At 54.7% G+C, this 26,659-nt stretch carries 23 protein-coding genes and 1 riboswitch; of the genes, 13 read left to right on the top strand and 10 right to left on the bottom strand.

Features of this window, described 5'->3' with window-relative positions; all coding sequences use genetic code 11:
• The first annotated feature begins 25 nt into the window (after nucleotides 1-25).
• Complete coding sequence (locus ACQE3Z_RS02585; protein ID WP_085071150.1) at nucleotides 26-712, top strand: GntR family transcriptional regulator; 687 nt, start codon at nucleotides 26-28, stop codon at nucleotides 710-712.
• A 37-nt stretch (nucleotides 713-749) separates the two neighbouring features.
• Here ACQE3Z_RS02585 and fbaB read toward each other — a convergent pair whose 3' ends face one another.
• From fbaB to thiM, 3 genes are all read right to left on the bottom strand, one after another.
• On the bottom strand, nucleotides 750-1,802 hold the full coding sequence (gene fbaB / locus ACQE3Z_RS02580) for a class I fructose-bisphosphate aldolase (RefSeq protein WP_250650342.1): 1,053 nt from the start codon (nucleotides 1,800-1,802) through the stop codon (nucleotides 750-752).
• Between the two features lie 152 nt (nucleotides 1,803-1,954).
• Entirely contained in the window at nucleotides 1,955-2,755 is an 801-nt protein-coding gene (gene thiD / locus ACQE3Z_RS02575; RefSeq protein WP_426972003.1) for a bifunctional hydroxymethylpyrimidine kinase/phosphomethylpyrimidine kinase, read from the bottom strand.
• Complete coding sequence (thiM, locus tag ACQE3Z_RS02570; protein ID WP_426972002.1) at nucleotides 2,752-3,543, bottom strand: hydroxyethylthiazole kinase; 792 nt, start codon at nucleotides 3,541-3,543, stop codon at nucleotides 2,752-2,754. Before thiM ends, thiD begins: the two co-directional genes overlap by 4 nt.
• Nucleotides 3,544-3,575: 32 nt before the next feature.
• Nucleotides 3,576-3,672: riboswitch (TPP riboswitch) on the bottom strand.
• Between the two features lie 266 nt (nucleotides 3,673-3,938).
• Here thiM and ACQE3Z_RS02565 point away from each other — a divergent pair.
• Nucleotides 3,939-4,448 (top strand): GNAT family N-acetyltransferase, encoded by a 510-nt coding sequence (locus ACQE3Z_RS02565; RefSeq protein ID WP_426972001.1) that lies wholly within the window; start codon nucleotides 3,939-3,941, stop codon nucleotides 4,446-4,448.
• Nucleotides 4,449-4,540: 92 nt separating this feature from the next.
• Here the strand turns inward: ACQE3Z_RS02565 and ACQE3Z_RS02560 are convergent, their stop codons facing one another.
• From ACQE3Z_RS02560 to eco, 4 genes are all read right to left on the bottom strand, one after another.
• Complete coding sequence (locus tag ACQE3Z_RS02560) at nucleotides 4,541-4,963, bottom strand: GFA family protein (RefSeq protein WP_426972000.1); 423 nt, start codon at nucleotides 4,961-4,963, stop codon at nucleotides 4,541-4,543.
• Between the two features lie 179 nt (nucleotides 4,964-5,142).
• On the bottom strand, nucleotides 5,143-6,222 hold the full coding sequence (gene mltB, locus ACQE3Z_RS02555) for a lytic murein transglycosylase B (RefSeq protein ID WP_426971998.1): 1,080 nt from the start codon (nucleotides 6,220-6,222) through the stop codon (nucleotides 5,143-5,145).
• Between the two features lie 196 nt (nucleotides 6,223-6,418).
• Nucleotides 6,419-6,655, bottom strand: a complete 237-nt coding sequence (locus tag ACQE3Z_RS02550; RefSeq protein ID WP_426971997.1) for a putative hemolysin — start codon at nucleotides 6,653-6,655, stop codon at nucleotides 6,419-6,421.
• 50 nt (nucleotides 6,656-6,705) lie between these two features.
• A complete protein-coding gene (gene eco, locus ACQE3Z_RS02545; RefSeq protein WP_426971996.1) occupies nucleotides 6,706-7,206 on the bottom strand; it encodes a serine protease inhibitor ecotin in 501 nt (166 codons plus the stop codon).
• Nucleotides 7,207-7,505: 299 nt separating this feature from the next.
• Here eco and ACQE3Z_RS02540 point away from each other — a divergent pair, with 299 nt between their 5' ends.
• The 5 genes from ACQE3Z_RS02540 (at nucleotide 7,506) to fucO (ending at nucleotide 14,865) form a co-directional block, all read left to right on the top strand.
• Nucleotides 7,506-8,924, top strand: coding sequence for a sugar porter family MFS transporter (locus ACQE3Z_RS02540; protein ID WP_426971995.1), 1,419 nt, complete (start codon nucleotides 7,506-7,508; stop codon nucleotides 8,922-8,924).
• Nucleotides 8,925-9,245: 321 nt separating this feature from the next.
• On the top strand, nucleotides 9,246-10,412 hold the full coding sequence (locus ACQE3Z_RS02535; protein ID WP_426971994.1) for a NapC/NirT family cytochrome c: 1,167 nt from the start codon (nucleotides 9,246-9,248) through the stop codon (nucleotides 10,410-10,412).
• Entirely contained in the window at nucleotides 10,409-12,886 is a 2,478-nt protein-coding gene (gene torA, locus ACQE3Z_RS02530) for a trimethylamine-N-oxide reductase TorA (protein WP_426971992.1), read from the top strand. The genes ACQE3Z_RS02535 and torA overlap by 4 nt, the downstream gene beginning before the upstream one ends.
• Before the next feature lie 141 nt (nucleotides 12,887-13,027).
• Complete coding sequence (locus ACQE3Z_RS02525) at nucleotides 13,028-13,483, top strand: N-acetyltransferase family protein (protein WP_426971991.1); 456 nt, start codon at nucleotides 13,028-13,030, stop codon at nucleotides 13,481-13,483.
• 233 nt (nucleotides 13,484-13,716) lie between these two features.
• Nucleotides 13,717-14,865 carry a lactaldehyde reductase gene (gene fucO / locus ACQE3Z_RS02520; RefSeq protein ID WP_426971989.1) on the top strand — a complete coding sequence of 383 codons (1,149 nt, stop codon included), beginning with the start codon at nucleotides 13,717-13,719 and terminating at the stop codon, nucleotides 14,863-14,865.
• A gap of 3 nt (nucleotides 14,866-14,868) precedes the next feature.
• On the opposite strand, the gene apbC is transcribed toward fucO, so the two are convergent.
• Nucleotides 14,869-15,981 (bottom strand): iron-sulfur cluster carrier protein ApbC, encoded by a 1,113-nt coding sequence (apbC, locus tag ACQE3Z_RS02515; RefSeq protein ID WP_426971987.1) that lies wholly within the window; start codon nucleotides 15,979-15,981, stop codon nucleotides 14,869-14,871.
• Nucleotides 15,982-16,194: 213 nt separating this feature from the next.
• On the opposite strand from apbC, the gene metG reads away from it, so the two are divergent.
• The 6 genes from metG to sanA all read left to right on the top strand — a co-directional run bounded on the left by metG (nucleotide 16,195) and on the right by sanA (nucleotide 23,237).
• A complete protein-coding gene (gene metG / locus ACQE3Z_RS02510) occupies nucleotides 16,195-18,225 on the top strand; it encodes a methionine--tRNA ligase (protein WP_426971985.1) in 2,031 nt (676 codons plus the stop codon).
• Nucleotides 18,226-18,432: 207 nt separating this feature from the next.
• Entirely contained in the window at nucleotides 18,433-18,825 is a 393-nt protein-coding gene (locus tag ACQE3Z_RS02505) for a CidA/LrgA family protein (protein ID WP_085071125.1), read from the top strand.
• Complete coding sequence (locus ACQE3Z_RS02500; RefSeq protein ID WP_426971983.1) at nucleotides 18,818-19,510, top strand: CidB/LrgB family autolysis modulator; 693 nt, start codon at nucleotides 18,818-18,820, stop codon at nucleotides 19,508-19,510. Before ACQE3Z_RS02505 ends, ACQE3Z_RS02500 begins: the two co-directional genes overlap by 8 nt.
• A gap of 128 nt (nucleotides 19,511-19,638) precedes the next feature.
• Nucleotides 19,639-20,529: a cytidine deaminase gene (cdd, locus tag ACQE3Z_RS02495; protein ID WP_426971981.1), complete on the top strand. Its 891-nt coding sequence runs from the start codon at nucleotides 19,639-19,641 to the stop codon at nucleotides 20,527-20,529.
• Between the two features lie 152 nt (nucleotides 20,530-20,681).
• Nucleotides 20,682-22,379: an NAD-dependent malic enzyme gene (locus ACQE3Z_RS02490; protein ID WP_426971980.1), complete on the top strand. Its 1,698-nt coding sequence runs from the start codon at nucleotides 20,682-20,684 to the stop codon at nucleotides 22,377-22,379.
• A gap of 135 nt (nucleotides 22,380-22,514) precedes the next feature.
• Nucleotides 22,515-23,237: an outer membrane permeability protein SanA gene (gene sanA, locus ACQE3Z_RS02485; protein ID WP_426971979.1), complete on the top strand. Its 723-nt coding sequence runs from the start codon at nucleotides 22,515-22,517 to the stop codon at nucleotides 23,235-23,237.
• A 55-nt stretch (nucleotides 23,238-23,292) separates the two neighbouring features.
• On the opposite strand, the gene ACQE3Z_RS02480 is transcribed toward sanA, so the two are convergent.
• The gene (locus ACQE3Z_RS02480; RefSeq protein ID WP_426971978.1) at nucleotides 23,293-25,335 is read right to left on the bottom strand and encodes an FUSC family protein; all 2,043 of its coding nucleotides are present in this window, start codon (nucleotides 25,333-25,335) and stop codon (nucleotides 23,293-23,295) included.
• Between the two features lie 313 nt (nucleotides 25,336-25,648).
• Nucleotides 25,649-26,659, bottom strand: coding sequence for a galactose/methyl galactoside ABC transporter permease MglC (gene mglC / locus ACQE3Z_RS02475; protein ID WP_426971976.1), 1,011 nt, complete (start codon nucleotides 26,657-26,659; stop codon nucleotides 25,649-25,651).

The following is a 26,659-nucleotide window of genomic DNA, read 5'->3' as shown; positions in this document are numbered from 1 at the left end:
TCCAGCTGTCCAGGAAAGTTGTCGTATGTCAATAGCCTACACCATTACCGCTAACGAGCCGGTTAACCAGCAGATTTATCGCTTTTTGCGTCAGGATATTGTCACCTGCGTCATTCACCCTGGTTCACTGCTGTCAGAAAAAGAGGTCTCTTCACGTTTTAACGTGTCACGTCAGCCGGTGCGGGAAGCCTTTATCAAACTGGCGGAGGCTGGACTGGTACAAATCCTGCCGCAGCGCGGCACCTTTGTCCGTAAAATTTCCGCTCAGCGCGTGGCAGATGGCCGCTTTATTCGCGAAGCGGTAGAGATTGCCGTGGTGCGTCGGGCAGCAATGGAAGCGGCGCCCGCAGCGTTAATGGCATTGGAACATAACCTTCAGCTGCAAAAAATGGCGGCGCAGCGCCATGACGTACAGGCTTTTTTAATGCTGGACGATGAATTTCATCTGCTGATTGCACAAAGTATTCACTGTGAGCTGGCGTGGGAGACGGTAGAAAATATCAAAGCCACCATGGACCGCGTGCGCTTTCTAACGCTCAGCAAAGTTTCGCCGCCGGAGAGTCTGATTGAACAGCATGAGGAGATCCTCAGCACGTTGCGCAATAAAGATGCCGACGGCGCTGAACAGGCGATGCGTCGACATCTGCAGGAGATGATTTTCTCTATTACGCCTATCGCCGAGCAGAACAGCGAATGGTTTGAGCAGGTTTAACGGCTGGCCGGGCGGCTTCAGGCCGCCCGGCCAGCAATCAGGCGACAGTAATGTCGTTAGCTAAATAGACATCCTGCACGGCATTGATTAACGCCACGCCATCCTTCATCGATTTCTTAAACGCCTTGCGGCCCAGAATCAGGCCCATGCCGCCTGCGCGTTTATTGATCACCGCTGTACGAACCGATTCAGCGATATCGGTCTCGCCCGCCGATGCGCCGCCTGAGTTAATCAACCCGGCACGGCCCATATAGCAGTTAGCCAGCTGATAGCGCACCAGATCAATCGGGTTTTCACTGGTGAGTTTGCTGTAAACGCGTTCATCGGTGTGACCAAATTTCACCATATTGTAGCCGCCGTTATTCTCCGCCATTTTCTGTTTTACGATATCTGCACCAATGGTGGCGGCGAGATGGTTGGCCTGACCGGAAAGGTCGGCGCTAACGTGATAATCCACGCCCTCTTTTTTAAAGGCGTTATTGCGCAGATAGGCCCAAAGCACGGTTACCATTCCCAGCTCATGTGCACGCTCAAAGGCGGCGGAAACCTCTTCAATCTGACGGCGAGACTGTTCAGAGCCAAAATAAATAGTGGCGCCCACCGCTACCGCGCCCAGATTAAACGCCTGCTCAACGCTGGCGTAGAGGGTTTGATCATACTGTGCCGGATAGCTCAGGGTTTCGTTATGGTTCAGCTTTACCATAAACGGGATTTTATGCGCATAGCGGCGCGATACCGATGCCAGCACGCCATAGGTTGAGGCCACGCAGTTACAGCCCGCCTCAATAGCCAGCTCAACAATGTTTTTCGGATCGAAATAGCGCGGATTGGCGGCAAAAGAGGCACCGGCGGAGTGCTCCACGCCCTGATCGACCGGCAGAATAGAGAGATAGCCGGTGCCCGCCAATCGCCCGGAATTGTACAACGTCTGCATATTGCGCAGCACCGCAGGAGGACGATTGTTATCAATCATCACCCGATCGATATAATCCGCGCCCGGAAGGTAAAGGCTTTCCGCTGGAATGGTCATGCAGCGATGTTGCAAAAGGCTGTCTGCTTCTTTGCCCAATAACTGTACGATGTCCGTCATGTTTGCTCCTGTAAGGTTGAGGCGAGGCTTGACTGGTCGGGCAGGGTTCCCACCGCCCGACGACCCGGCAAAGACTGACCTCGTTTCCCTCACTAACGCAAACTGCTGACTCCATTTTTCAGAAATATTCGTGGGTAAATTTTACGTTACGCCTACCACCAGCGATAAAAATGGTGCACAGGCCCGATGCCCTTTCCTACCTGTAGCGTATCAGCCTGTTCCAGCGCGCCCTGTAGCCAGCTTTTAGCCGCTGCAATCGTAGTGGCCCAGTCATTATGACGCGGACGTAGGGCAGCCAGCGCCGAAGAGAGCGTACAGCCGGTACCGTGCGTATTACGCGTGGCGATGCGCGGCGCAGTAAAACGTTGCTCGCCTTCACGGGTAAACAGCCAGTCCGGGCTTTCGGCATCGCTGAGGTGCCCGCCCTTGATCAGCACCGCCTCGCAGCCCAGCGCCAGCAGCGCTCTGCCCTGCTGCTTCATTTCCGCCTCATTACGCGCGTGATGCGTTTCCAGCAGCGCCGCCGCCTCTGGCAGGTTAGGCGTAATCAACGACACCTGCGGCAACAACTGCTGGCGCAATGTCTCGACCGCCTGCGGCGACAACAGCGCATCGCCGCTTTTCGCCAGCATCACCGTATCCAGCACTACCCAGGGAATTGCGGCGTGGCGAAGCCTTTCTGCTACCGCTTCGACAATATCACTCTCCGCCAGCATGCCGATTTTGGCGCTATCAATACGCACATCGCTTAATACTGAATCCAGCTGTGCGGCGACAAAGTCAGGTTCGATACGGTAAACCGACTGCACGCCGCAGGTATTTTGCGCTACCAGCGCCGTGATTACGCTGGTGCCATAAGCGCCCAACGCAGAAAAGGTTTTCAGATCGGCCTGGATACCTGCGCCGCCGCTGGGATCGGTACCGGCAATGGTTAATGCGTTGATGCGGATCATGCCAGCGCCTCCTCATTCAGGTTCCAGAGTCCGTCAAGAAAGGCCGGGATAAAACTGCCCGGCCCGCTTGTTGAAGCTGCTGCCTGAGCGCCGACGCAGGAGATAATCCGGCAGGCGCTGGCAACATGCAGCAGCCGATCGCCCGGCAACGCCGCAAAGCCAGCCACCACCGCCGAAAGCGCGCAGCCGGTGCCAACCACGCGCGTCATCAGCGATGAGCCGCCTGGAATGCACAGCGTGCGCTCGCCATCGGTGACGTAATCCACCTCGCCGGTAATGGCAACGATGGTGGCATAGCGCCGGGCCAGCTGCTGGGCAGCAGAAAGCGCTGATTCCGTCGAGTGCTGCGTATCCACGCCGCGTCCGCCGCCCTGCTGTAGCGCCAGCGCGAGAATTTCAGAGGCGTTGCCACGAATCGCTGCGGGCCGCAGCGTCAGCAGTTGCTGGCAGAATTCGCTACGCAAGCGCAGCGCCCCTACTGCTACTGGATCGAGCGTCCAGGGCGTGTCGGCTGCGTTAGCGGCGTTGACTGCTGCCAGCATGGCTGCGGCACGCGACTGGGTCAGCGTCCCGACATTAATCAGCAGCGCATCGGCGATAGCGCTAAACTGCGCGGCTTCTTCGGCATCGATAACCATCGCGGGCGAGGCGTGCAGCGCCAGCAAGACGTTAGCAGTAAAGGATTGCACCACATCGTTAGTCATGCAGTGGATCAGCGGCGCGCGCTGGCGGAACAGGGAGAGTGTGTGCGCAACAAGCGCGTTATCAGGCAGATCAGGCTGTTTCATAATGCTCCTGGCCGACGTTCAGGAAGCAATGCCGACCAGGCATCTGACTTCCCTACGCTGGCATTATCCAGATCAGGTAATACGGGTATTTCTCAGCCTTCACAAAGAAGGGCACCCCGAGTCATTTAAAATCAATAGGTTGTGATTAGCGTCTTGTTCAGACCTGTTAAGGATAATGCCAGTGGGAACAAGGAGAAACAAGTTTTAAAATCAGTACAGGAAGAGGCATAAATGATACTTGCCGCAGTCTGTGAAAAATCACTAACTAATGCGAGAACAACCATGGGCCTGACACTATTTTATTCACCGGGATCTGTAACGAAACCACAAACTGCAACGGGCTATCCGGCTGTGCCAGATAGTGATATCACAGGATGCCAGGCTGCCCTCATGTCATGAATATATTGATCGGATCTGCGCGAGCTGAGCACTTAGCCGCGCTACAAGCTATTGAATTAGCATCGTTTGAAACGTTACGCAACGAAGGTGCCGTTGCCGGATCGCCTGCCGCAGGCAGTATTGAAGAATTCAGCAGGCTATTGCATGAAGGGTTGCTGCTCGCTGCCTTTATTCCGGGAGAAATTCCGGTCGGGTTCGCCGGTGCCTTTATTGTTGATAACTGGCTGCATATCGCCGAAGCTGATGTCCATCCAACCTGGCAGCGTCAGGGGATTGGCCGACAATTAATGAATGCGCTTCTTTCAGAAGGGAAGCGGCATGGCTTAACGGGTGCCTCGCTGACAACCGATCGCTATGCGCCATTTAATGCTCCTTTTTACGCCTCGCTTGGCTTTCAAATCGCCGAAGGTAAGGTCATTCAGCCCCGTCTGAGAGAATTGCTCACAGCGGAAGTCGCATCAGGATTAAACCCGCAACGCCGTGTTGCGATGCAACTCTTCTATTGATGTCGGGTTGGTTTTCAGGGCACTCAACAATAAATGGCGGTCAGCGGCGAAAAGCGCGGGTATGCTGCGCGTTACGCCGCAGCCTCTCCTGCCTATACCTTAAGCAACCGTAAAAGAGCATCCAGTGACGCTACCGGGCCGCTGTGATTCACCGCTGAACGGGTTGTATCCCAGGACTTTGCATCATCCATGCAGTAATCAGCGATGCAGGGAATATTTGCATCCTCATCCAGCAAGCCCACCGGGATCCATACGTAAGGCATTCCCTTTAAGACATTAGGAACCGTTGAGCCACACGCCGAACAAAAATCGGTGCGGTAACCGCCTGGTTTTGTCCAGCTTTTGATCGCGCCCTCACCCTTTATCCAGGCAAAGTTTTCCAGCTTAACCAGCGTGGCCAGATTAAAGCCCACTCCCGTTTGCTTGCGACAGAGTGAACAGTGACAGCGATAAAATGCCTTTGGCGGGACAACTAATCTAAACCCTACGCTGCCACACAGACATGAACCATCCATAAAATCCCTTCCTTAAACGCTATTGTTTTATCACTGTTCCCAGCTCCAGCAGAATGCTCCGCCGCCAGGTCATATAGCCTATAGAATTCCAGCAGGAGCGGAAAAAGAAAACAGACGCGATGTCCCTCGCCTGCCGGGAAATAATTCGTCCGGCAGGCAAGATACTTAAGCTTTCCGCCTTACTGGCGCGCCAGGCCTACCGCTTCACCCAGTTGCCATACCGCCATCGCATAGTGATTACTGTGGTTATAGCGGGTGATCACATAGAAGTTCGGCAGGCCGTACCAGTACTGATAAGATTTCCCCATATCAAAACGCAGCAGGCTCACCTGCGGATTACCGTTAATAGCGGCTTGTGGACGCAGTCCCGCTGCCGCCAGGCTGGACAGGCTGTAGCGGGTCTTAAAGCCATTCTCCAGCCCCGGCGCCTGACCGCTGGCCGGTACCGCAACGGTTTTACCCGGCTGCCAGCCGTGCTGTTTGAAATAGTTTGCTACGCTGCCAATGGCATCAACCGGATCCCAAAGGTTGATATGTCCGTCGCCGTTAAAATCGACCGCATACTGTTTTTCAGAAGAGGGCATAAATTGTCCATAGCCCATCGCACCCGCATAGGAACCACGCAGATCGAGCGGATCCTGCTGTTCTTTACGCGCCATCAGCAAAAAGGTTTCCAGTTCGCTGCTGAAAAACTCCGCCCGACGAGGATAGGCAAATGCAAGCGTAGCCAGCGCATCGATAATGCGCGTTTTACCCATGACGCGGCCCCAGCGTGTTTCCACACCAATAATGCCAACAATGATTTCCGGCGGAACGCCATATTCCCGCTGCGCGCGCTGTAGCGCATCCTGATACTGATTCCAGAAGACCACGCCGTTCTGTACGTTATCTGGCGTAATGAATTTATTGCGGTAACGAATCCATGCGCCGTTCGGCCCGGAAGGCGGCTGATAACCGGGCGTCGGCGCCTGGCGATCCATCAGGCGCAGCACCCAGCCCAGGCGTTTTGTTTGCGCCAGCACATCGTGCAGCTGTTGGCGATTAAAACCATGCTCCCGCACCATTTTATCGATAAAGCGTTCGGTCTCCGGATTACCGGCAAAATCACCGCTTAACGGATGAATTTCGTGTGCGGGCTTAAGTAAAAATCCACCTTCTCCCAGAAAAGGGTTGCCGCTTTGCGGCGGGGTCGGCGTCGGTTTGCTGCTACAGGCAGCCAGGGTCAGAATCAGCGGTAGAAGAAGGCGAGCATGACGCATTACAAATCCATATATTCAGCGATAAAAAAGAATTAATGGTAATCATGGATTGGTAATACGTAAAAGAAAATTCCTAATTTACTGAAAATTTCTGATGGCGTTGAGAAAGTGTAAATAACCGGCGTTGCGGGGTAATATGCAAAGCGTTTTGAACAGCGCGGCAAGGGGGTCAGCACAGACCTCCTTGCCGCTGTTGTTACGGATGGTCGCGCCGAAACAGCGTCCATTCTTCAATGCGCTCGCCGCCCGGTAAACGACAATAGCTCTTCTCGCCTTCTGCGGTTTGCACCCTTTCCAGCGTGCCCCCCTGCTTAATGCAGTAAGCCGAGGCGGGATTTGGCATGCCAATCAGCGGTTGCCCCTTCTGCGGCACTGATTGGTGGCTGCACCCTGTTACCGCCAGTGCAGTCAGCAGCATGATACTTTTTTTCATATTCACCCCATTGTCAGGGCGGCGTGCCGATCGCTCACCGCCAAACCTGATTATTGCGTAACCGCGTCGCTGACGGCGCTATCCGCCTGCCACAGGCGATATTTCACCTGAACGTCGGCTGGCGTATAAACCACAATCGGTAGCTTGCTGTTATAGCGTTGCAGGCTGTGGGCGCCGATATTGGCGGTAACAAATGCCTGATGTTTGCTGCTATTGATACAGGCCATCCGCGTAGAGGCCGGAGGGGTCAGGCTTTTAACCACATAATAATTGTAACCCCAACCGTTCAGCGTCTGCTGCTCTATCTGCGCGCCCATCATATGTTGGTTACAGTCTACTTCCAGCGTTTTACCGATCAGCAGTTCTACTTTATACAACTCTTCGTTTTGCTGCTGCGGCAGCCAGATGACCTGCCGGACCTGGCCTTTTTCCGCAGCCGGATAAGGCGCGACGCTTTCCAACTGAGGATGCCCCTCCGCTTTCTTCGGCTGCTGCGCGCACGCTGATACCGTGATACAGAGCGCACTAAGCAATATTGCTTTCATTTTCATCTTCATTTCTGCCTTTTATTGATGCATTTATCCAGGCTAACACGAAACAGCCGTAGTTAATGCTGAACCTAATCAAAAAAAGGGTAAAAAGCCAGACTGCGTTATTCGTGAGCGATGTGGAAAATTGTTGTGAGCTGATGCAACGAAAAGAAAATATCTGTGACATGGAGCGAGATCTGCATCACAAAACTCCCCCCACCAGCAAGAATATCCATCTCTATGGACCATTTAACATCACGCCCGCCGCAAAGAATTTTGTATGTTGCCCTATGGTGCAGTAAATAAATCTGGAGCGGTAAATGTCTTACGTTAACAGTAATTTAGATATAGATGATATGCACAGACGCAAAGTGCGTCGTATGAATCTGTTTATCTCTGTTTCCGCCGCGCTGGCTGGCCTGCTGTTCGGGCTGGACATCGGCGTGATTGCCGGGGCTTTACCTTTTATTACCGACCATTTTTCCCTGACCAGCCACCAGCAGGAGTGGGTGGTCAGCAGCATGATGCTCGGCGCGGCGCTGGGTGCCATCTGTAACGGTTGGGTCTCTTCACGTCTGGGGCGCAAATATAGCCTGATGGCGGGCGCAGTATTATTTATCCTTGGCTCACTGGGGTCCGCTTTTGCCGATAGCCTTGAAGTGCTGCTGGGGGCGCGCGTGGTGTTGGGCGTAGCGGTAGGCATCGCCTCTTACACCGCCCCGCTCTATCTTTCTGAAATGGCCAGCGAAAATATTCGCGGAAAAATGATCAGCATGTATCAGTTGATGATCACCTTCGGCATTCTGCTGGCGTTTCTTTCCGATACTGCGCTGAGCTACAGCGGCAACTGGCGCGCCATGCTGGGTATTCTGGCGCTCCCGGCGGTGCTGTTATTCGGCCTGGTGATTTTCCTGCCAAACAGCCCGCGCTGGCTGGCGGCGAAAGGCTTACATATCGAGGCGGAAGAAGTGTTGCGTATGCTGCGCGATACCTCCGATAAAGCCCGCGCCGAACTGAATGAGATCCGTCAAAGCCTGCAGATGAAACAGGGCGGCTGGACGCTGTTCAAACGCAACAGCAACGTACGCCGGGCGGTGTTTCTGGGCATGCTGCTGCAGGCGATGCAGCAATTTACCGGCATGAACATCATCATGTATTACGCACCGCAAATTTTCAAAATGGCGGGCTTCAGCAATACGCAACAGCAGATGATGGCGACGGTAGTAGTTGGATTAACCTTTATGCTGGCTACGCTGATTGCAGTGTTTACCGTGGATAAAGCGGGCAGGAAACCGGTGCTGAAGATTGGCTTTTCGGTGATGGCGTTTGCCACGCTGGTGCTGGGCTACTGCCTGATGCAGGCTGGCAAAGGCGATATCACTCCTGGCCTCTCCTGGCTGTCGGTGGGAATGACCATGATGTGCATCGCGGGTTATGCCATGAGCGCCGCACCGGTGGTCTGGATCCTCTGCTCAGAGATTCAGCCGCTGAAATGTCGTGATTTTGGTATCACCTGCTCTACCACCACTAACTGGGTGGCTAACATGATCATTGGCGCAACGTTCCTGACGCTGCTGGATGTGATTGGCGCTGCGGGCACGTTCTGGCTCTATACCGGTTTTAATCTGGTGTTTATCGCGATCACTTTCTGGCTGATTCCTGAAACGAAAAACGTCACGCTGGAACATATCGAGAAGAACCTGATGGCTGGTAAAAAGCTGCGGGATTTAGGGCAGTAACACCTTTGGTATCCTGTGCCAATGCTGTATCAATTACCTTTGTACCGTTTGGGCCTGAACAGCAGGCCCAAACGTTTTTGCATGATGGCATCACCGCTGCCGCCCCTGGCATGTTTATCTCTCTCTTTAATATGTTGTAACTAAAAAAATGCGCAGCGTTGTGCATTCGCCAGCGCCGTCACGCTTTCCACTATTGATTCCGTTGAAACCACCCTTTTTTGATACCGCACAACCTGCAACTACCCATATAGAGGTATACAGGTGTGTTTTTTTAACGGACGCAACGTTCATTAAATAAATAATTATAAACCAGGAGGTTACATGGCGAGGAACAGGCGCTTTTTACGCTTCGCGTGGCTTAAAAGCTGGCGAATTATGGGGCTGTTGCTGCTGGGAGCGATAGTGGGTGTTGCGGTATTAGCCGGCAGCGTCACGATAATGCATAAAACCAGCGACAGCGAGTTTTGCGTTTCATGCCACAGCATGCAACGTCCGCTGGCGGAATATCAGGGCAGCATTCATTTTCAAAACCCGGCGGGCATCCGAGCCGGGTGCGCTGATTGCCATGTTCCGCCCCAGTCGGTGGATTATATGCTGACAAAAATGGGGGCGTTAAAGGATGTAGTCGGCGAAATCAGCGGCAAGATCGATAGTGAGGAGAAATATAACGCCCATAAACTCACGATGGCGGAATCGGTCTGGAAAACCATGAAAGCCAACGACTCAGCAACCTGCCGTAGCTGTCATAGCTTTGATGCGATGGATGTGCTGGCTCAGCGCCCGGAGGCGCGTAAAGCGCATCCCGTCGCCATCCGTGACGGTCAAACCTGTATCGACTGCCATCGCGGCGTCGCCCATATTCTGCCGGACATGCGTGCCAGCAATGCCAGCGGTGCCACGCAGCTGTTGAACGCCGCCGCCCATACCCCGGCTCAGGCGACACGCCTCTATGCCGTCGCCACGCAGCCGTTCCGTCTTGACCCCAAATCTGACCAGACTCACGGCATCCTGTTCCCTTCCAGCGAAATCACCGTGGTAGAGCGCAACGGCGAACAGCTGCAGGCGCGTCTTAACGGCTGGCAGCAGCAGAATGTGCCCGGTGCCATCTATGCCGCGCCGGGAAAACGCATTATGAGCGCGGTGCTGGATGAGCGTGCCGCCGCGCAGGTGGTCGTGCTGCACAGGCAGACCGACAGCGAAACCGGCCAGCAGTGGAATCAGGTTTCGCTTACCTTCTGGCTGCCGCAAAAAGCCCTGATTGATGACCAGCAGAAAATCTGGCAGTACGCCGCCGGACTGATGTCCGCCAACTGTACCGGCTGCCACGGTCTGACCGCGTTGGATCACTACAACGCGAACCAATGGATTGGCGTGATGAAAGGCATGGCACCGCGCACCTCGCTGGATCAGGAGCAGCTGCGCCTGCTGACCCAGTATGCGCAGAAGCACGCCAGCGATATGAACAACAGAGAGGGACGTGAAAAATGAAAAAAAATCTCACCTCCGGCTGGTCACGCCGACGCTTTTTACAGGCGGGCAGCGGCCTGCTGGCCACCAGCGCACTGCATTTCGGTTACAGTAAAACCGCACTGGCTAAAGCGATTGCTCAGGCACTGCCACAGTTTACCGCCCTGCGTCCGGCGCAAAAAGGCATCCTTACCGCCGCGCACTGGGGCGCTTTCGAAGCGATTATCGAAAATGATCGGATGATTGGCGTACAGCCGGTTTCGGACGATCCGGCGCCAAATGAGCTAATAGCGATGGCGCCCTGGCAGGTTTATGCGCCTAACCGCATCAAAACACCCATGGTGCGTAAAAGCTGGCTGGAAAACGGACCTGGCAGCCATCCTGAACGACGCGGGCGCGATAAGTGGGTTGCAGTCAGCTGGGAAAAAGCGATCGCGCTGGTGAGCACGGAAATTAAGCGACTGCAGCAGGATTACGGCCCTTCCGCTATTTACGCTGGCTCTTACGGCTGGAAAAGCACCGGTATGCTGCACAACTGCCGCGCCCTGCTACAGCGTTTAATGAACCTGTGCGGCGGCTTTCTCAGCTACAGCGGCGACTACTCCACCGGCGCAGCCCAGGTAATTATGTCGCACGTGGTCGGCTCTATGGAGGTTTACGAGCAGCAAACCAGCTGGCCCAACGTGCTGGAGCATAGCGAGCTGGTGATTTTGTGGGGCTGTAATCCTCAAACCACGCTGAAAAACAGCTGGAACGTGCCGGATCATATGGGTCTGGAGGGCTTTGCCCAACTGGCGAAAAAAGGCGTCAGGACGATCGCCATCGATCCGATTCGCCAGCCAGGGGCAAAAGCGCTGAATGCTGAGTGGATCGCGCCGCATGCCTATACCGATAGCGCAATGATGCTGGGCATTGCCCATACTTTGCTCAGCGAACAGCTGCATGATGAGGCCTTCCTGAAACGTTACACCGTGGGATTCGATCGCTTCCGCGCCAGTCTGCTGGGTGAAGATGACGGGGTGGTGAAAAATGCGCAATGGGCCAGCACAATCTGCGGCGTTGAAGCGGAAACCATCCGTCAGTTGGCGCGTGATATGGCGCAAAAGCGCACCATGATCATGGCTGGCTGGGGCATTCAGCGTCAGCACCATGGCGAACAGCCGCACTGGCTGCTGGTTACTCTGGCTGCGATGCTGGGTCAGATTGGCCTGCCCGGCGGCGGCTTCGGCTTTAGCTATCACTACTCTTCCGGCGGCAGCCCCACGGCGCGCGGCGGCATTATTTCCGGCATCAGCGCAGGTGAAGCGCCCAAAAACGCCCCCGCAGCGATTCCGGTGGCACGCATCGCCGACTGTCTGGCGAACCCCGGCAAGACAATTGATTTTAACGGCCGTCAGGTGACGTATCCGGATGTAAAAATGGTCTATGTTGCTGGCGGCAATCCTTTTCATCATCACCAGGATACCAATAATCTGCTGCAGGCGTGGCGGCGGCCGGAAACCATTGTGGTGCAGGAGCCTTACTGGACCGCGACCGCCAGGCACGCTGATATTGTGTTGCCCTGCACCACCAGCTATGAACGCAACGATCTCGATATGGGCGGCGACTACTCCCAGCTGTATGTTTTCCCGATGCGCCAGTGCGTTGCGCCACAGCATCAGGCTCGCAATGACTTCGATATATTTCGGGCGATCGCGGCGCGCCTCGGCGTGGAGCAGGCCTTTACCGAAGGCCGGGACGAGATGCTGTGGCTGAAATCGATGTACGATAATATGAAAGGCCAGGCGCGTACCGCTGGCGTGGCGCTGCCGCCTTTTGATATGTTCTGGCAGTCAAACAGCTATATCCGTTTTCCTGTTCCTGAAGCTAACAAACAGTGGGTACGCTTCGCCGATTTTCGCGCCGACCCGCTGCTTAATCCGCTGGGTACGCCTTCCGGCAAGATTGAAATTTTCTCACAGCGCATCGCTGCGATGCAGTACGCGGATTGTCCGGGACTACCGGGCTGGCTACCGCCGCAGGAGTGGCACGGTAGCCCGCTGGCTGAACGCTGGCCGCTGTCGCTTAACACAGCGCATCCGGCCCTGCGGCTCCATTCACAGCTGGATAATACCCCGCTGCGCAAGAAGCACGCGGTTGCCAATCGCGAGGAGATCCTTATCAATCCGCAGGATGCCGCGCGGCGCGGAATTCGCAGCGGCGATCTGGTGCGCGCCTTTAACGCGCGCGGGCAGATTCTGGTCGGCGCACTGGTTACCGAAGATATCCGTCCTGGCGTGGTGCGTATCAGCGAAGGTGCCTGGTACGATCCCGCCGAGCCCGCCCAGCCCGGTACGCTGTGTCGCAACGGCAACGTAAACTGCCTCACCGTTGATATCGGTACCTCTATGCTGGCGCAGGGCAACTGTGGCCATATGGCACTGCTGGAGATTGAAAAGTATCAGGGCGATGCGCCTCCCAACACAGCGCACGCCATGCCGTCCGGCGTGGTCTGATTGGTGTTTGCGCTGCCGCCCCGAAGCCGGGGCGGTTTTACCTGATACAAGCCTTTCTTCCCCCCCGCTCCATCCACCCGCCATTAATCATGCTAATTTTATTAACATCTGTTGATCTCGCACGGTGCATAAGGAGAACGCATGCATATACGACCTTTTACCGAAGCTGACCGCCCTTTTTTGCGCACGCTGTTTCTTGCCTCGCGTAAAGCAAACTGGACATGGCTTGATCCCGAGGGCTGGCAGTTGGAAGATTTTGACCAGGTGGTGTTAGGCGAAAAGGTGCTGGTTGCCGAAGAGGAAGGGCACCGGCTGGGTTTTGCTGCCTGGCTGGAAAATGACAATTTTCTGCATAGCCTGTTTATCGATCCCCAGTATCAGGGACGCGGCGTCGGTAGTGCGCTGCTCCAGGCAATTCAGGCGCGCTTTACCTCTACCGGCGCACTAAAGTGCCTGCTGGAAAATAAATCGGCCCAGCAATTTTATCTGCATCATGGCTGGCAAATCGTTTCTGAGGGGGAAAGCGAACATGGACGCTACCTGCTGATGCACTATCGTAAAGCGACCCGACTGCGCTACGCACAACAGCAGGCATGATTTAACCTATTGATAATATTTGATTATTTTATTTAACCCCCTAAAAGCGTGAACTCTCAGCATCGTTTCTTACTGCCAGTGCCAGATTGCCTGAGCCGGTGACCGTAACGGAAAGGTTTCCCCCGACTTGCTTCGTTAGTTTTATCTCTATCAATCGAAAGACGCATTTTCAGGCTGCCGATTGCGCTGCGGGTTCCGGCGCAGGCAGGTTTCAGATCTTGATGGAGATAAACATGAGTTTTCAACTGGCATTACCGGGCATCAGCCTGCATGGCTATGAAGCCATTGTCGATATGGCGCGCCTGCTGACGCAAAAAAACTGGGGCAAGGCGCTGATTGTGACCGACGCGCAGCTGGCGCAGCTGGGTTTAACCCGCAGCCTGACCCAAAGCCTGGATCAACAGGCGATTCCTTATGCCCTGTTTACCGGCGTCGCGCCCAATCCCACAGAACAACAGGTGCAGGCCGGTATTGCCGCCTTTCGTGAGCAGCAGTGCGATTTTCTGATCGCCTTTGGCGGCGGCAGCCCGATTGATACCGCCAAAGCCATTAAAATTCTCACCGCCAATCCGGGCCGCGCGGTGGATTACGCGGGCGTTGGCAAAGTGCGTCAGCCCGGCGTGCCATTGGTGGCGATTAATACCACCGCCGGTACCGCCGCCGAAGCCACCAGCAATGCGGTGATCACCGACAGCGATCGTCAAATTAAGCAGGTTATTATCGATACTCACCTGATCCCTGATATTGCCGTTGACGATCCGGCGGTGATGCTGGGCATTCCGCCTGATGTCACCGCTGCAACCGGTATGGATGCGCTGACGCATGCGCTGGAAGCCTATGTTTCGCTGGGTGCGCATGTTCTCACCGATCCTTCAGCGCTGGAAGCGATGGCTCTTATCCGCCGCTGGCTGCCGATCGCAGTTGAGGAAGGAGACAATCGCGAGGCGCGCGAAATGATGGCCTGCGCGCAGTATCTGGCAGGCATGGCTTTTAACAGCGCCGGATTGGGTCTGGTGCATGCGCTGGCCCATCAGCCGGGCGCTACTCACAATCTTCCGCATGGCGTCTGCAACGCAATTTTACTGCCGGTAGTGGCGGCCTTTAACCGCTCCGCCAGCGTGGCCCGTTTCGCCCGTATTGCCGTTGCGCTGGGGGTCGATACTTCCGCTATGGACGATGAGGCTGCCAGCCATGCCGCGATTCAGGCGCTGCGCCAGCTGGCAGCACAGGTTGGCATCCCTTCCGGCTTCCGCCAGCTGGGCATTAATGAAAACGATATCGAAGGCTGGCTGGATAAAGCGCTGGCCGATCCCTGCGCGCCCGCGAATCCCCGCCCTGCCACGCGTGAGCAGGTACGGGAACTCTATCTCCAGGCGCTGTAACGGTTACAGGGCGCGGAAAGCGATGTCGCCAGGGATAACCTCTCCCTGCCAGTAAAGCTCAGCTGCCACCGCGCCCGCCAGTTGACGATAGATCTCGGCAAATTCACTCTCCGGTCGGCGGATCACTGTGGGCTGACCGGCATCAAGATCTTCACGCAGCGTAATATGCAGCGGCAGCTGGCCCAGCAGGCGGGTATGATATTTTTCCGCCAGCATCTCTGCTCCGCCGCTGCCAAAAATCGCTTCATGATGGCCGCAGTTGCTGCAAATATGCATGCTCATATTTTCCACCACGCCCAGCACCGGCACGTCAACCTTTTCAAACATCACAATCCCTTTGCGGGCATCGATCAATGCCACATCCTGCGGCGTCGTTACCACTACCGCGCCGGTCACCGGCACGTTTTGCGCCAGCGTCAGTTGAATATCGCCAGTGCCCGGCGGCATATCCAGCACCAGGTAATCCAGATCTGGCCACAGGGTTTCATTAAGCAGCTGCATCAGCGCTTTGCTGGCCATCGGGCCGCGCCATACCATCGCGTTATCTTCGGTAACCAGATAGCCGATTGAGTTGGTGGCCAGGCCATGCACCATAATCGGTGCCATATGCTTGCCGTCCGGTGAAGAGGGACGCTGATCTTCGGTGCCCAGCATGGTCGGCACCGATGGGCCGTAAATATCAGCATCCAGAAGACCGACGCGTGCGCCTTCCGCCGCCAGCGCCAGCGCCATGTTTACTGCGGTACTGGATTTGCCTACGCCGCCTTTACCTGAGCTAACGGCAATAATATTTTTCACACCGTTAACGCCCGGCTGGTTTTTTACCCGCTTCAGAGTGGCGACATCATGGCTTAAACGCCAGTCGATCGCCTGCGCGCCGGTAATACGCAGCAGATCGGCGCTGGTTTGCTCCTGTAACGCTTCAAAACCGCTGCCCCAGGCAAAGGGCATTTTGATTTCAATATGCAGCTTGTTGTCCATCAACGCGACATGGTTCAGCGCTTTCAGCGCGGTGAGGTTATGCTTCAGCGTCGGATGGGTAAAGGTTTTTAATACGCCTGCGGTCATGGCGCGCAGCGTGTCGGGCGCTAAGGCCCTCTGGGAGTGTGAACTCATCCCTTCTCCTTGTGTTCGGGTTGTTTTATGTCCGGGCTGGTCGCCTGTTTCGACAACCAGCCTTTTCCGGGCATAAGTTGATGTTTCTAAGCATACCAGAAGCCCGTACAAATCGTATTTGCCTGACAGCGCGCGAAATCCCTTTGTTTACGTCAGGTCGGGCTTTCGGTTACCATCTAAAGCCCTTTTTAACCAGAAGAAATAAGTCCCGCTATGACTCAAGTCGCGAAAAAAATAATGGTAACGTGCGCTCTGCCGTACGCTAATGGCCCTATCCATCTCGGCCATATGCTGGAGCACATTCAGGCTGATATTTGGGTCCGTTACCAGCGAATGCGCGGCAATCAGGTTTGGTTCATTTGTGCCGACGACGCGCACGGCACCCCGATTATGCTGAAAGCACAGCAGATGGGAATTACGCCTGAGCAGATGATTGCTGAGATGAGTCAGGCGCATCAGAAAGATTTCGCTGGCTTTAACATCAGCTACGACAACTATCACTCCACGCACAGCGATGAGAACCGCGAGCTGTCGGAGCTGATTTATACCCGTCTGAAAGAGAACGGGTTTATTAAAAATCGTACTATTTCGCAGTTATTCGATCCGGAAAAAGGCATGTTTCTGCCGGATCGCTTTGTAAAAGGCACCTGCCCGAAATGTAAATCGGCCGACCAGTATGGTGATAACTGCGAAGTGTGCGGCGCAACCTATAGCCCGACCGAGCTGATCGATCCGAAATCGGTGATTTCCGGCGCGACGCCGGTGATGCGTGATTCTGAGCATTTCTTCTTCGATCTGCCCTCCTTCAGCGAAATGCTGCAGGCCTGGACTCGCTCCGGCGCGTTGCAGGAGCAGGTAGCAAATAAAATGCAGGAGTGGTTTGAATCGGGTCTGCAACAGTGGGATATCTCCCGCGATGCGCCCTATTTCGGCTTTGAGATCCCGGGCGCGCCGGGTAAATATTTTTATGTCTGGCTGGATGCGCCGATCGGCTATATGGGCTCGTTCAGGAACCTGTGCGATAAGCGTGGCGATCTGAACTTTGACGAATACTGGCAGAAAGACTCCACTACCGAGCTGTATCACTTTATCGGTAAGGATATTGTTTACTTCCACAGCCTGTTCTGGCCAGCCATGCTGGAAGGCAGCAATTTCCGTAAGCCGAACAATCTGTTTGTTCATGGCTACGTGACGGTAAACGGCGCCAAGATGTCTAAATCGCGCGGCACCTTTATCAAGGCAAGCACCTGGCTTGAGCATCTGGATGCCGACAGCCTGCGCTATTACTATGCGGCCAAGCTCTCTTCACGCATCGATGATATTGACCTTAACCTGGAGGATTTTGTCCAGCGCGTTAATGCCGATATCGTCAATAAAGTGGTTAACCTGGCTTCACGCAACGCTGGCTTTATCGCCAAACGTTTCGGCGGCAAGCTGGCAGACCATCTGGCAGATCCGGCGCTGTATAAGACCTTTACCGATGCCGCTGACAGCATTGGCGATGCCTGGCTCAGCCGCGAATATGGCCGAGCGATCCGTGAAATCATGGCGCTGGCGGACGTGGCTAACCGCTATGTTGATGAACAGGCACCGTGGGTGGTGGCGAAGCAGGAAGGCCGCGATGCCGATCTGCAGGCGATCTGCACCATGGGCATTAATCTGTTCCGCGTGCTGATGACCTGGCTGAAGCCGGTACTGCCATCGTTAAGTGAGCGCGCGGAAAGCTTCCTGAAAACTGAACTGCAGTGGGATGCGATCGCTACGCCGCTGCTGGATCATGAGGTTGCCACGTTTAAAGCCCTTTACAGCCGTATCGAAATGCCGAAGGTAAACGCGCTGATCGAAGCATCAAAAGAAGATGCCGCTGCCGCCGCAAAACCAGCGGTCTCCGGCCCGCTGGCGGACGATCCCATCGCTGACACCATTACCATCGACGATTTTGCCAAAGTGGATATGCGCGTGGCGTTGATTAAAACCGCCGAGCTGGTTGAAGGTTCCGATAAGCTGCTGCGTCTGGAGCTGGATGTGGGTGGTGAAATGCGCCAGATCTTCTCCGGTATTCGCGCCGCTTACCCGGATCCGTCGGTGCTGGTGGGGCGTCATACCATTATCGTGGCTAACCTGGCCCCGCGTAAAATGCGCTTTGGCGTATCGGAAGGCATGGTGCTGTCGGCAGGCCCGGGTGGTAAAGATCTGTTTATTCTTGGCGCGGACGGCGCTCAGCCGGGCATGCCGGTAAAATAAAACTCCTTGATGGGGAGCGTTAAAACCGGGTCCGGTGCCGGCGGCGGACGTTCCGGCCAATGGTAAAGACGCCCCCTGACAGCCTGGCCTGCGGATGTTATGCCGCAGGCCGCTTTACTCCTTCATCGCTCTTACAGATAAACGTGACCGGTAGCACGAAAAGGGGTTTCAGCGTATGATTATCAGCGCTAACCACAGGAGTCTGCCATGTCAGTTGTGCTGTCTGCCTGCTGGCGCTATCTGCGCGCCTTCATCATTATTTATCTCTGTCTCTATGCCGGTATCGGTATTTCATCCCTGCTGCCTATCGTGATCCCCGGCAGTATCATCGGCATGCTGATCCTCTTTTTGCTGCTGGGATTTCAGATTGTCCCGGTAAAATGGGTGAAGCCTGGCTGTTATCTGATCATCCGTTACATGGCACTGCTGTTTGTACCGATCAGCGTCGGCGTGATGAACTACACCGATATCCTCACCGCTCAGTTCGGCCCGATTATGGTTTCCTGTGTGCTCAGCACCCTGCTGGTATTAATGGTTGTCGGCTACAGCTCGCATCGCCTGCACAGCAAGCCCATCGTGGGGGAAAATAAAAATGAGTGATATGTGGTGGTCGCTGCCGCTGACCCTGGCGGTGTTTTTTTCTGCCCGCTGGCTGGCGGCGCGGGTAAAAATTTCCCTGTTTAATCCGCTGCTGATCTCAATGGCGGTGATCATTCCCCTGCTGTTGCTGATCAATATGCCCTACGCGCGCTACTTCCAGGGCAGCGAGATCCTGAATAGTCTGTTGCAGCCTTCCGTGGTCGCGCTGGCCCTGCCGCTCTATGAGCAAATCCATCAAATTCGCGCCCGCTGGAAATCGATTATCGGCGTCTGTTTTATTGGCAGCATTACCGCCATGGTCTCCGGCACCGCTATCGCCCTGTGGCTTGGCGCAACGCCGGAAATTGCCGCCACCATTATGCCGAAATCGGTCACCACGCCGATTGCGATGGCAGTTTCCGCCTCACTGCATGGCATTCCGGCGATTAGTGCTATCTGTGTACTGATTGCAGGCGTACTGGGCGCGGTATTTGGCCACATGCTGCTTAACCTGATGCGAATTAAAACCAAAGCCTCACGCGGACTGGCGATCGGCAACGCGTCGCATGCGCTTGGCACGGCACGCTGCGCCGAAATGGACTATCAGGAAGGGGCATTCAGTTCGCTGGCGCTGGTAATCTGCGGCATCATTACCTCGTTGCTGGCACCGTTTCTTTTTCCTGTGTTGCTCGTCCTTTTTGGCTAAAAGTTGCGAGAGATCGCGCAAATTGTAATTTCATTTCATACATTGCATTGCCGTAGCGACACAGATCACATATAACCCGTTGTCGGTGCTTTACAATTTTGGGATATCCCTTTTATAAGAGGCATGCAATGCATCCACGTTTTCGTCCGGCCTTTGCCGACTTAGCGGCTGAACTTCAGACCGCCCTTCTTCCCATCCTTGACGCTGAAGATTTTGCCGCCTTTTTAACACCCCATCAGGTCGATTCTTTATGTCAGCAGAGCGGCATGGATTCAGATGCTTTAGCACTGGCGCTGCTGCCGCTGGCTGCTGCCTGCGCCGTTACGCCGCTGTCGCACTTTAACGTCGGCGCCGTTGCGCGCGGCAACAGCGGGCACTGGTATTTTGGTGCCAATATGGAATTTGCCGGTGCCACCATGCAGCAGACGGTGCATGCGGAGCAGAGCGCGGTAACCCACGCCTGGCTACGTGGCGAAAGCGGCCTGCAAACGATCACGGTCAACTACACGCCCTGCGGCCACTGCCGCCAGTTTATGAACGAACTGAACAGCGGCACGGCGCTGCGTATCAGTTTACCTGGCCGCCCGGTGGCGACGCTGGGCGACTATCTGCCGGACTCCTTTGGCCCACGAGATCTGCATATCTCCACCCTGGTGATGGATGAGGTTGATCACGGCTATGCGCCCACAGGAGATGCGCTGGCTCAGGCGGCCATCGCGGCGGCCAACCGCAGCCATGCCCCCTACAGCCAGGCGCATAGCGGCATTGCGCTGGAAAGCGCCAGCGGCGCAATTTATCACGGCGGATATATTGAAAATGCGGCCTTTAACCCCAGCCTGCCTCCGCTACAGGCGGCGCTGATCCTGCTGAATATGCATGGCGAAAGCTGCCAGCAGATCGTCCGCGCCGTACTGGCGGAACTGCCCGATGCGCAATTGCAGCAGCAGCCCGCCACCGCCGCCACCCTTCAGGCGCTGGGCTGCGGTACGCTTCATACCGTTACGCTAAAAAAAGCGTAACGCCTGGCGCAAAGTGTCAGCTTTTGTTATCGAAAGTTAACAAAAGCTGTACTTCTGCGAGAATTTTCTTAGGATCGTGGCACCCCTTATCGTGATAAAAACACGGGCCACTTCCCCAAAGAGAACGTGCCTGTAACCGGAGCAAACACTGCATGGAACTCGATTACGAGAGTAAACGTCCGCTTTATATTCCCTACGCTGGTCCCATTCTGCTGGAATTTCCACTACTCAACAAAGGCAGCGCCTTTACCATTGAAGAGCGCAACGACTTTAACCTTAACGGCCTGCTGCCGGAAACAGTGGAAACCATTGAGGAACAGGCGGAGCGTGCCTGGCGTCAGTTTCAGGATTTTAAAAACAATAACGATAAGCACGTCTACCTGCGCAACATTCAGGACACTAACGAAACGCTGTTCTATCGCCTGCTCGACAATCATCTGGAAGAGATGATGCCGATTATTTATACCCCGACGGTAGGGGCTGCCTGCGAGCATTTCTCCGAGATCTACCGTCGCGCGCGCGGGCTGTTTATCTCCTACCCCAATCGCGCCAGCATTGAAGATATGCTGCAGAACGCCACCAAACAGAATGTGAAGGTGATCGTGGTCACCGACGGCGAACGTATTCTGGGTCTTGGCGATCAGGGTATCGGTGGCATGGGCATTCCGATCGGTAAACTGTCGCTCTATACCGCCTGCGGCGGCATCAGCCCGGCTTACACCCTGCCGGTGGTGCTGGATGTCGGCACCAATAATCAGCAGTTGCTGAACGATCCGCTCTATATGGGCTGGCGTCATCCGCGTATTACCGGCGAAGAGTATGACCGCTTTGTCGATGAATTTATTCAGGCGGTGCGCAGCCGCTGGCCGAACGTGCTGCTGCAGTTTGAAGATTTCGCCCAGAAGAACGCAATGCCGTTGCTGGAGCGCTATCGCGATCAGCTTTGCTGTTTCAACGATGATATTCAGGGCACCGCCGCAGTAACGCTTGGCACACTGATCGCCGCCAGCCGTGCTGCGGGCAATCGCCTGCGCGATCAAAACGTGGTATTCCTCGGCGCGGGTTCCGCAGGTTGCGGCATCGCCGAACAGATTATCGCCCAGATGAAATCGGAAGGTTTGAGCGATGAAGAAGCGCGCGCCAAAGTCTTTATGGTGGACCGCTTTGGCCTGCTGACCGATAAGTTGCCTAACCTGCTCAGCTTCCAGAGCAAGCTGGTACAGAAAAGCGAAAACCTTAGCGACTGGAATCTGCCCAGCGACGCCATCTCGCTGATGGATGTAGTGCGCAATGCCAAACCAGATATTTTGATTGGCGTATCGGGCCAGCCGGGTCTGTTCAGCGAAGAAATTATCCGCGAGATGCATAAACATTGCGCGCGTCCGATCGTGATGCCCCTTTCTAACCCAACCTCCCGGGTAGAAGCCACGCCAGCCGACCTGCTCAGCTGGACCGATGGCGCGGCGCTGGTTGCGACCGGCAGCCCATTTGCGCCGGTAACCTGGCAGGGCAAAACCTATCCTATTGCCCAGTGCAACAACTCCTATATTTTCCCGGGCATAGGTTTGGGCGTGATCGCCTCTGGCGCAACGCGCGTAACCGACAGCATGCTGATGGCGGCCAGCCGCGCGCTGGCAGACTGCTCGCCGCTGGTAAATGAAGGCGAAGGGCCGGTGCTGCCGGAAATCAAAGATATTCAGGGCGTATCCAAAGTGATCGCGATGGCGGTAGGCAAGGCGGCGCAGCTGGCGGGCGTGGCGGTTGTCACCTCGGAAGATGTGCTCTCCCGGGCGATTGCCAATAATTTCTGGATGCCGCAGTATCGTAACTATCGTCGCACCTCGATTTAAGCGACACCCTCTCCACCCGAGCAACGGCGGAGATTGTTTAAAAAAGCCGCGCCCGACCGGCGCGCGCTTGCTTCACGTTAACGCCTCAAGTAGCCTTGAGACATTCTTTCCGCCCCATCCTGAGCAATGCCGAACATGTTGAAACGCATGACATATGGTCTGATTATCATCCTGCTGTTGATGATCCTGACCGCGCTCGGCCTCGATCGCTGGATTGCATGGAAAACGGCCCCGTGGATTTATGAAGATCTGACCTCGTTGCCGCATCGTCAGGTGGGTGTGGTGCTGGGCACCGCCAAATATTATCGTACCGGCGTACAGAACCAGTACTACTACTACCGCATCCGGGGCGCAATCAATGCCTATAACAGCGGCAAGGTTAACTATCTGCTGCTCAGCGGCGATAACGCGCAGCAGAGCTACAACGAGCCGATGACCATGCGTCGCGATCTGATCGCCGCTGGCGTCAATCCTGGCGATATCGTACTGGATTATGCCGGATTTCGTACTCTCGATTCGATTGTGCGCACCCGCAAAGTGTTTGATACCAACGATTTTATTATTATTACCCAACGCTTCCACTGCGAACGTGCGCTGTTTATCGCGCTGCATATGGGCATCCAGGCGCAGTGCTACGCGGTGCCCTCGCCGAAAAATATGTTAACGGTTCGCGCGCGTGAAGTGGCCGCCCGTCTTGGCGCGCTGGCCGATCTCTATATTATGAAGCGTGAGCCGCGTTTTCTTGGCCCGCTGATCCCAATCCCGGCGGTGCATGAAGTGCCGCAGGATGCGCAGAGCTATCCGGCGGTGACGCCGGAACAGCTGCTGGAGCTGGAGCAAAAGCGACAGAAGAAGTAGCGGCTTCTCTGTCGCCTCTTATAACGCCGCCTTGCTATTGAGTAGCGAATGAGACTCAGAGCCAGCGCTGCTGCGGATAAAGCGAGACGCGGATATTGAACAGATGCACCATGGCCGCAAAGGTCGCCGGGCAGGTAAGCGAAAGCGTCTCCAGCTTTTTCAGTAACTGATTCAGTTCATCCAGTAAATCCTGATGCGGCTGGGTCTGTAACGCCTTTATTTTGCGCCGCAGATAGAGGCTCAGCTCGTGAAACATCTGGCTGCTGTCAATCCGATGCTGTTGCAGCTCCGTGTGATAGCGCGCGTAAAAGTCATAGCAGTTAGCGCCAATCCAGGTTTCAGCGATCAGATCGCCTGCCGCACTTAGCTCAGCATCAGGATCGAGCTGTCTGCGCGGCAGAATGATATTGACCCGGTCGAGCATGCGGATAATAAAATGCTGGCGCATCAGCAGAGAAGAAGAGTTCCTTTCCACCGCTTTAATGAACCCCAGCAGATCCCTTATTCCCATGGAAAACGCGCGCCGGGCGATCCAGGAAGGCCGCCTGTTTCTGATAATGGCAGAAAGCGCCACGGCAATGATGATGCCGGCCAGAGTAGAAATACCGGCATTCAGCGTCGCAATCAAATTGGGCACATAGTGATGGCTAAGCCCAATAAAGCCGGGCAGCTGAATGGCCACGCTCAGCCCTATCAAATTGGTGGCAGGCCGGGCCAGTACCAGACCCAGCACGAACAGTCCGGGAAACAGGCAGATGATCAGCGCCTGTAACGTATTGGCCTGCGGTATCAGCACCGCGATATAAAACAGACTGATCAGCAGCGCAATTACCACGCCTTTAATAAACAGCCGCATGGGCGTGACCGGAGAATCGATGCTGGCAAAAAAAGAGCTGGTGATTGCTGCCATCAGCGGCGCATTCGCTCCGTCAGCCCAGCCGCTGCCTATCCAGAACAGCGAGGAAAGAAAGGTCGCCATAAACGCGGTTACGGCCGAAAGCAGCAACAGGCGCTGGTCGGTATGCCGCATATTCGTGCTGCTTTTAGACAAAACGGCATCGCTGCTGCTGTAGAGATCCGCTGCACGGGCGGTCACATTGTGCCAGGCGTCATCAATGCGGACAAAATTCCCCAGCCGCTCCAGTAGCCCGGTAAAGAGTAAAATCTCCTCCGTGCTGATGTTTCCTTCACGCCACGCTTGTTGCAGGGAAGTCTGACATTCCGCAAGCAGGTGCTGTATCACTGCCGTATTGCGGGAAACATCAAAATTAAGCCATAAGAGGAAGTGTTGAAAAACATGCGTCACGCACGGCGGAAACGGGATTTTCAGTTCGGCCAGCAGCGTGAGCCGGGTTTCAATCGCGGTCAGCGTTGGCAACAGCCAGGTTAAATGCTTGTACTGTACGCTGACCAGCCTGATCACGTTGCGCGCGGCCTCGCCATCATAGATACAGTGGGTGAGAAGCGTTTCAACATTCAGTGGATAGTTCGCCATGCCAATCAGGATATCTTCCCGCTCAGGCGAACGGCGTCCTGAGGTATGGGCAATTAAATCATTACAGAGTTTCTGTGCCGTTTTATACCAGTTGTTTACGCTCTGGCTTAGCAGATGATGCATGGGAACAGGCAGTATCAGTCGGTGAATCAGCGAACTACAGACGATACCCAACGTAATCTCTTCAAGGCGTGAAATCACCGTCCCGGTAATGGCATAGGGCGAGCTGACATCAGGAAATCCCATAATAGCCGCGCTGTATCCAGCCAGCATAAAAATATAGCTTTTAGGCGTACGATCTTTCAGCGACAGATAGAGACAAACGGACACCCATAACGAAACGCTAAAGCTGAAAAACAGCGGTGACTGCACCGTTTCGGGATAAATCAATAAAATAAAGAAACCGCCAAGCAGCGTTCCCAACAGGCGAAACACCGATTTTGACAGCGTGGAAGCGGCATATAACTGCGAAGTAACAAAAACCGTTGTTACTGCCCAGGCAGGTTTTTCAAAGTTAAGGAGAAGCGCAATCGATAAAGCCAGAAACGCGGCGAGAGACGTTTTGCATGAAAACAAAACCGCGCTTTTTGTGAACCACTTCATTTAGGGGGAGTACCGTAGCACAAGTATGTGCCGCCTATTCTGGCAAACGGAATAAAAACTTACTCTCACTAAAAATATACAAATTGTTTCCAGCGTGGCTTTAATTATTTAATTAAATTAAAACATCGCCGTTTTAATGTGTTTTATTTAATCACATTAATGCTTATTACTTATCTTTCTCCAGGCAATAGCATGTTCAAAAAAAGCCAGCTGCCTGTATTCCGCTGATTGCTAATAGCTATAAAGATGGTATCAGGTGAATAAAATTAACCTATAACATCACAGGCGGCGGTTTTCACCGCCGCCTTGGTGCTTATTTTTTACGCGAATATTTCAGTGAGTCTAGCGCCACGGCGAAAATGATAATGCCGCCCTTGATAATGTACTGCCAGTAAGGGTTAACGCCGATATAGGTCAGACCGTAGTTGATAACGGTAAAGATCAGTACCCCGGTCACCACGCCCGCTACGGTACCGACGCCGCCGGCAAAGGAGACGCCGCCCACCACGCACGCCGCGATGGCATCCAGTTCGTACATAAAGCCAAGGTTGTTGGTGGCGCTGCCGATACGGCCCGCTTCCAGCAACCCGCCGAAGGCATAGAACACGCCGGACAGCGCATAAATCAGGATCAGGTTAAGAGGAACGTTAACGCCGGAAACTCTTGCCGCTTCCGGGTTGCCGCCAATGGCAAAAATGTTTTTGCCGAAGCGCGTTTTGTTCCACAGGATCCAGACAAACACAATAGCGATAATGGCGTAGAACGTGATGTAAGAGAGTTTAAAATCGCCAAAACGCAGAAAGCCCTGGGTAAAGGTAGAGAAGCTCGCGTCAAATCCGGCAATCGGCGAAGCGCCCACGTAATCGTAATAGAGCGAGTTAATGCCGTAGACGATAATCATGGTGCCCAGCGTGGTGATAAACGGCGTCACTTTCAGATAAGCGATAATGATGCCGTTAACCAGACCAATCAGGCCGCCTACCACACAGACCACCAGAATCACCAGCGGGATCGGTAAGGTAGCCATGTCAGGGAACACTTTATTGGCGTTTTCCATCGACTGCAGCAGCGTTGCCGCTACCACCGCCGCCAGCCCAACCTGTCGTCCGGCGGAAAGGTCAGTGCCCTGGGTAACAATCAATCCAGCCACGCCCAGCGCGATAATAATACGCACCGAAGACTGAGTCAGAATATTACTCAGGTTCATTAAGCTGAGAAAAGTGGGATCCTGGAAGATAATAATTGCCAGCAGCACCAGCAATACCATATAAATGCCGCCCTCTTTTAACCAGGTCAGCGCATTCTTTTTAGTTGTAGCTTTCAT

It is taken from the genome of Pantoea sp. FN0307 (assembly GCF_050113815.1).
Lineage (GTDB): Bacteria > Pseudomonadota > Gammaproteobacteria > Enterobacterales > Enterobacteriaceae > Mixta > Mixta alhagi.
The sequence above is the reverse complement of the archived record's forward strand: the minus strand, read 5'-3'. Positions and strand labels throughout refer to the sequence as shown.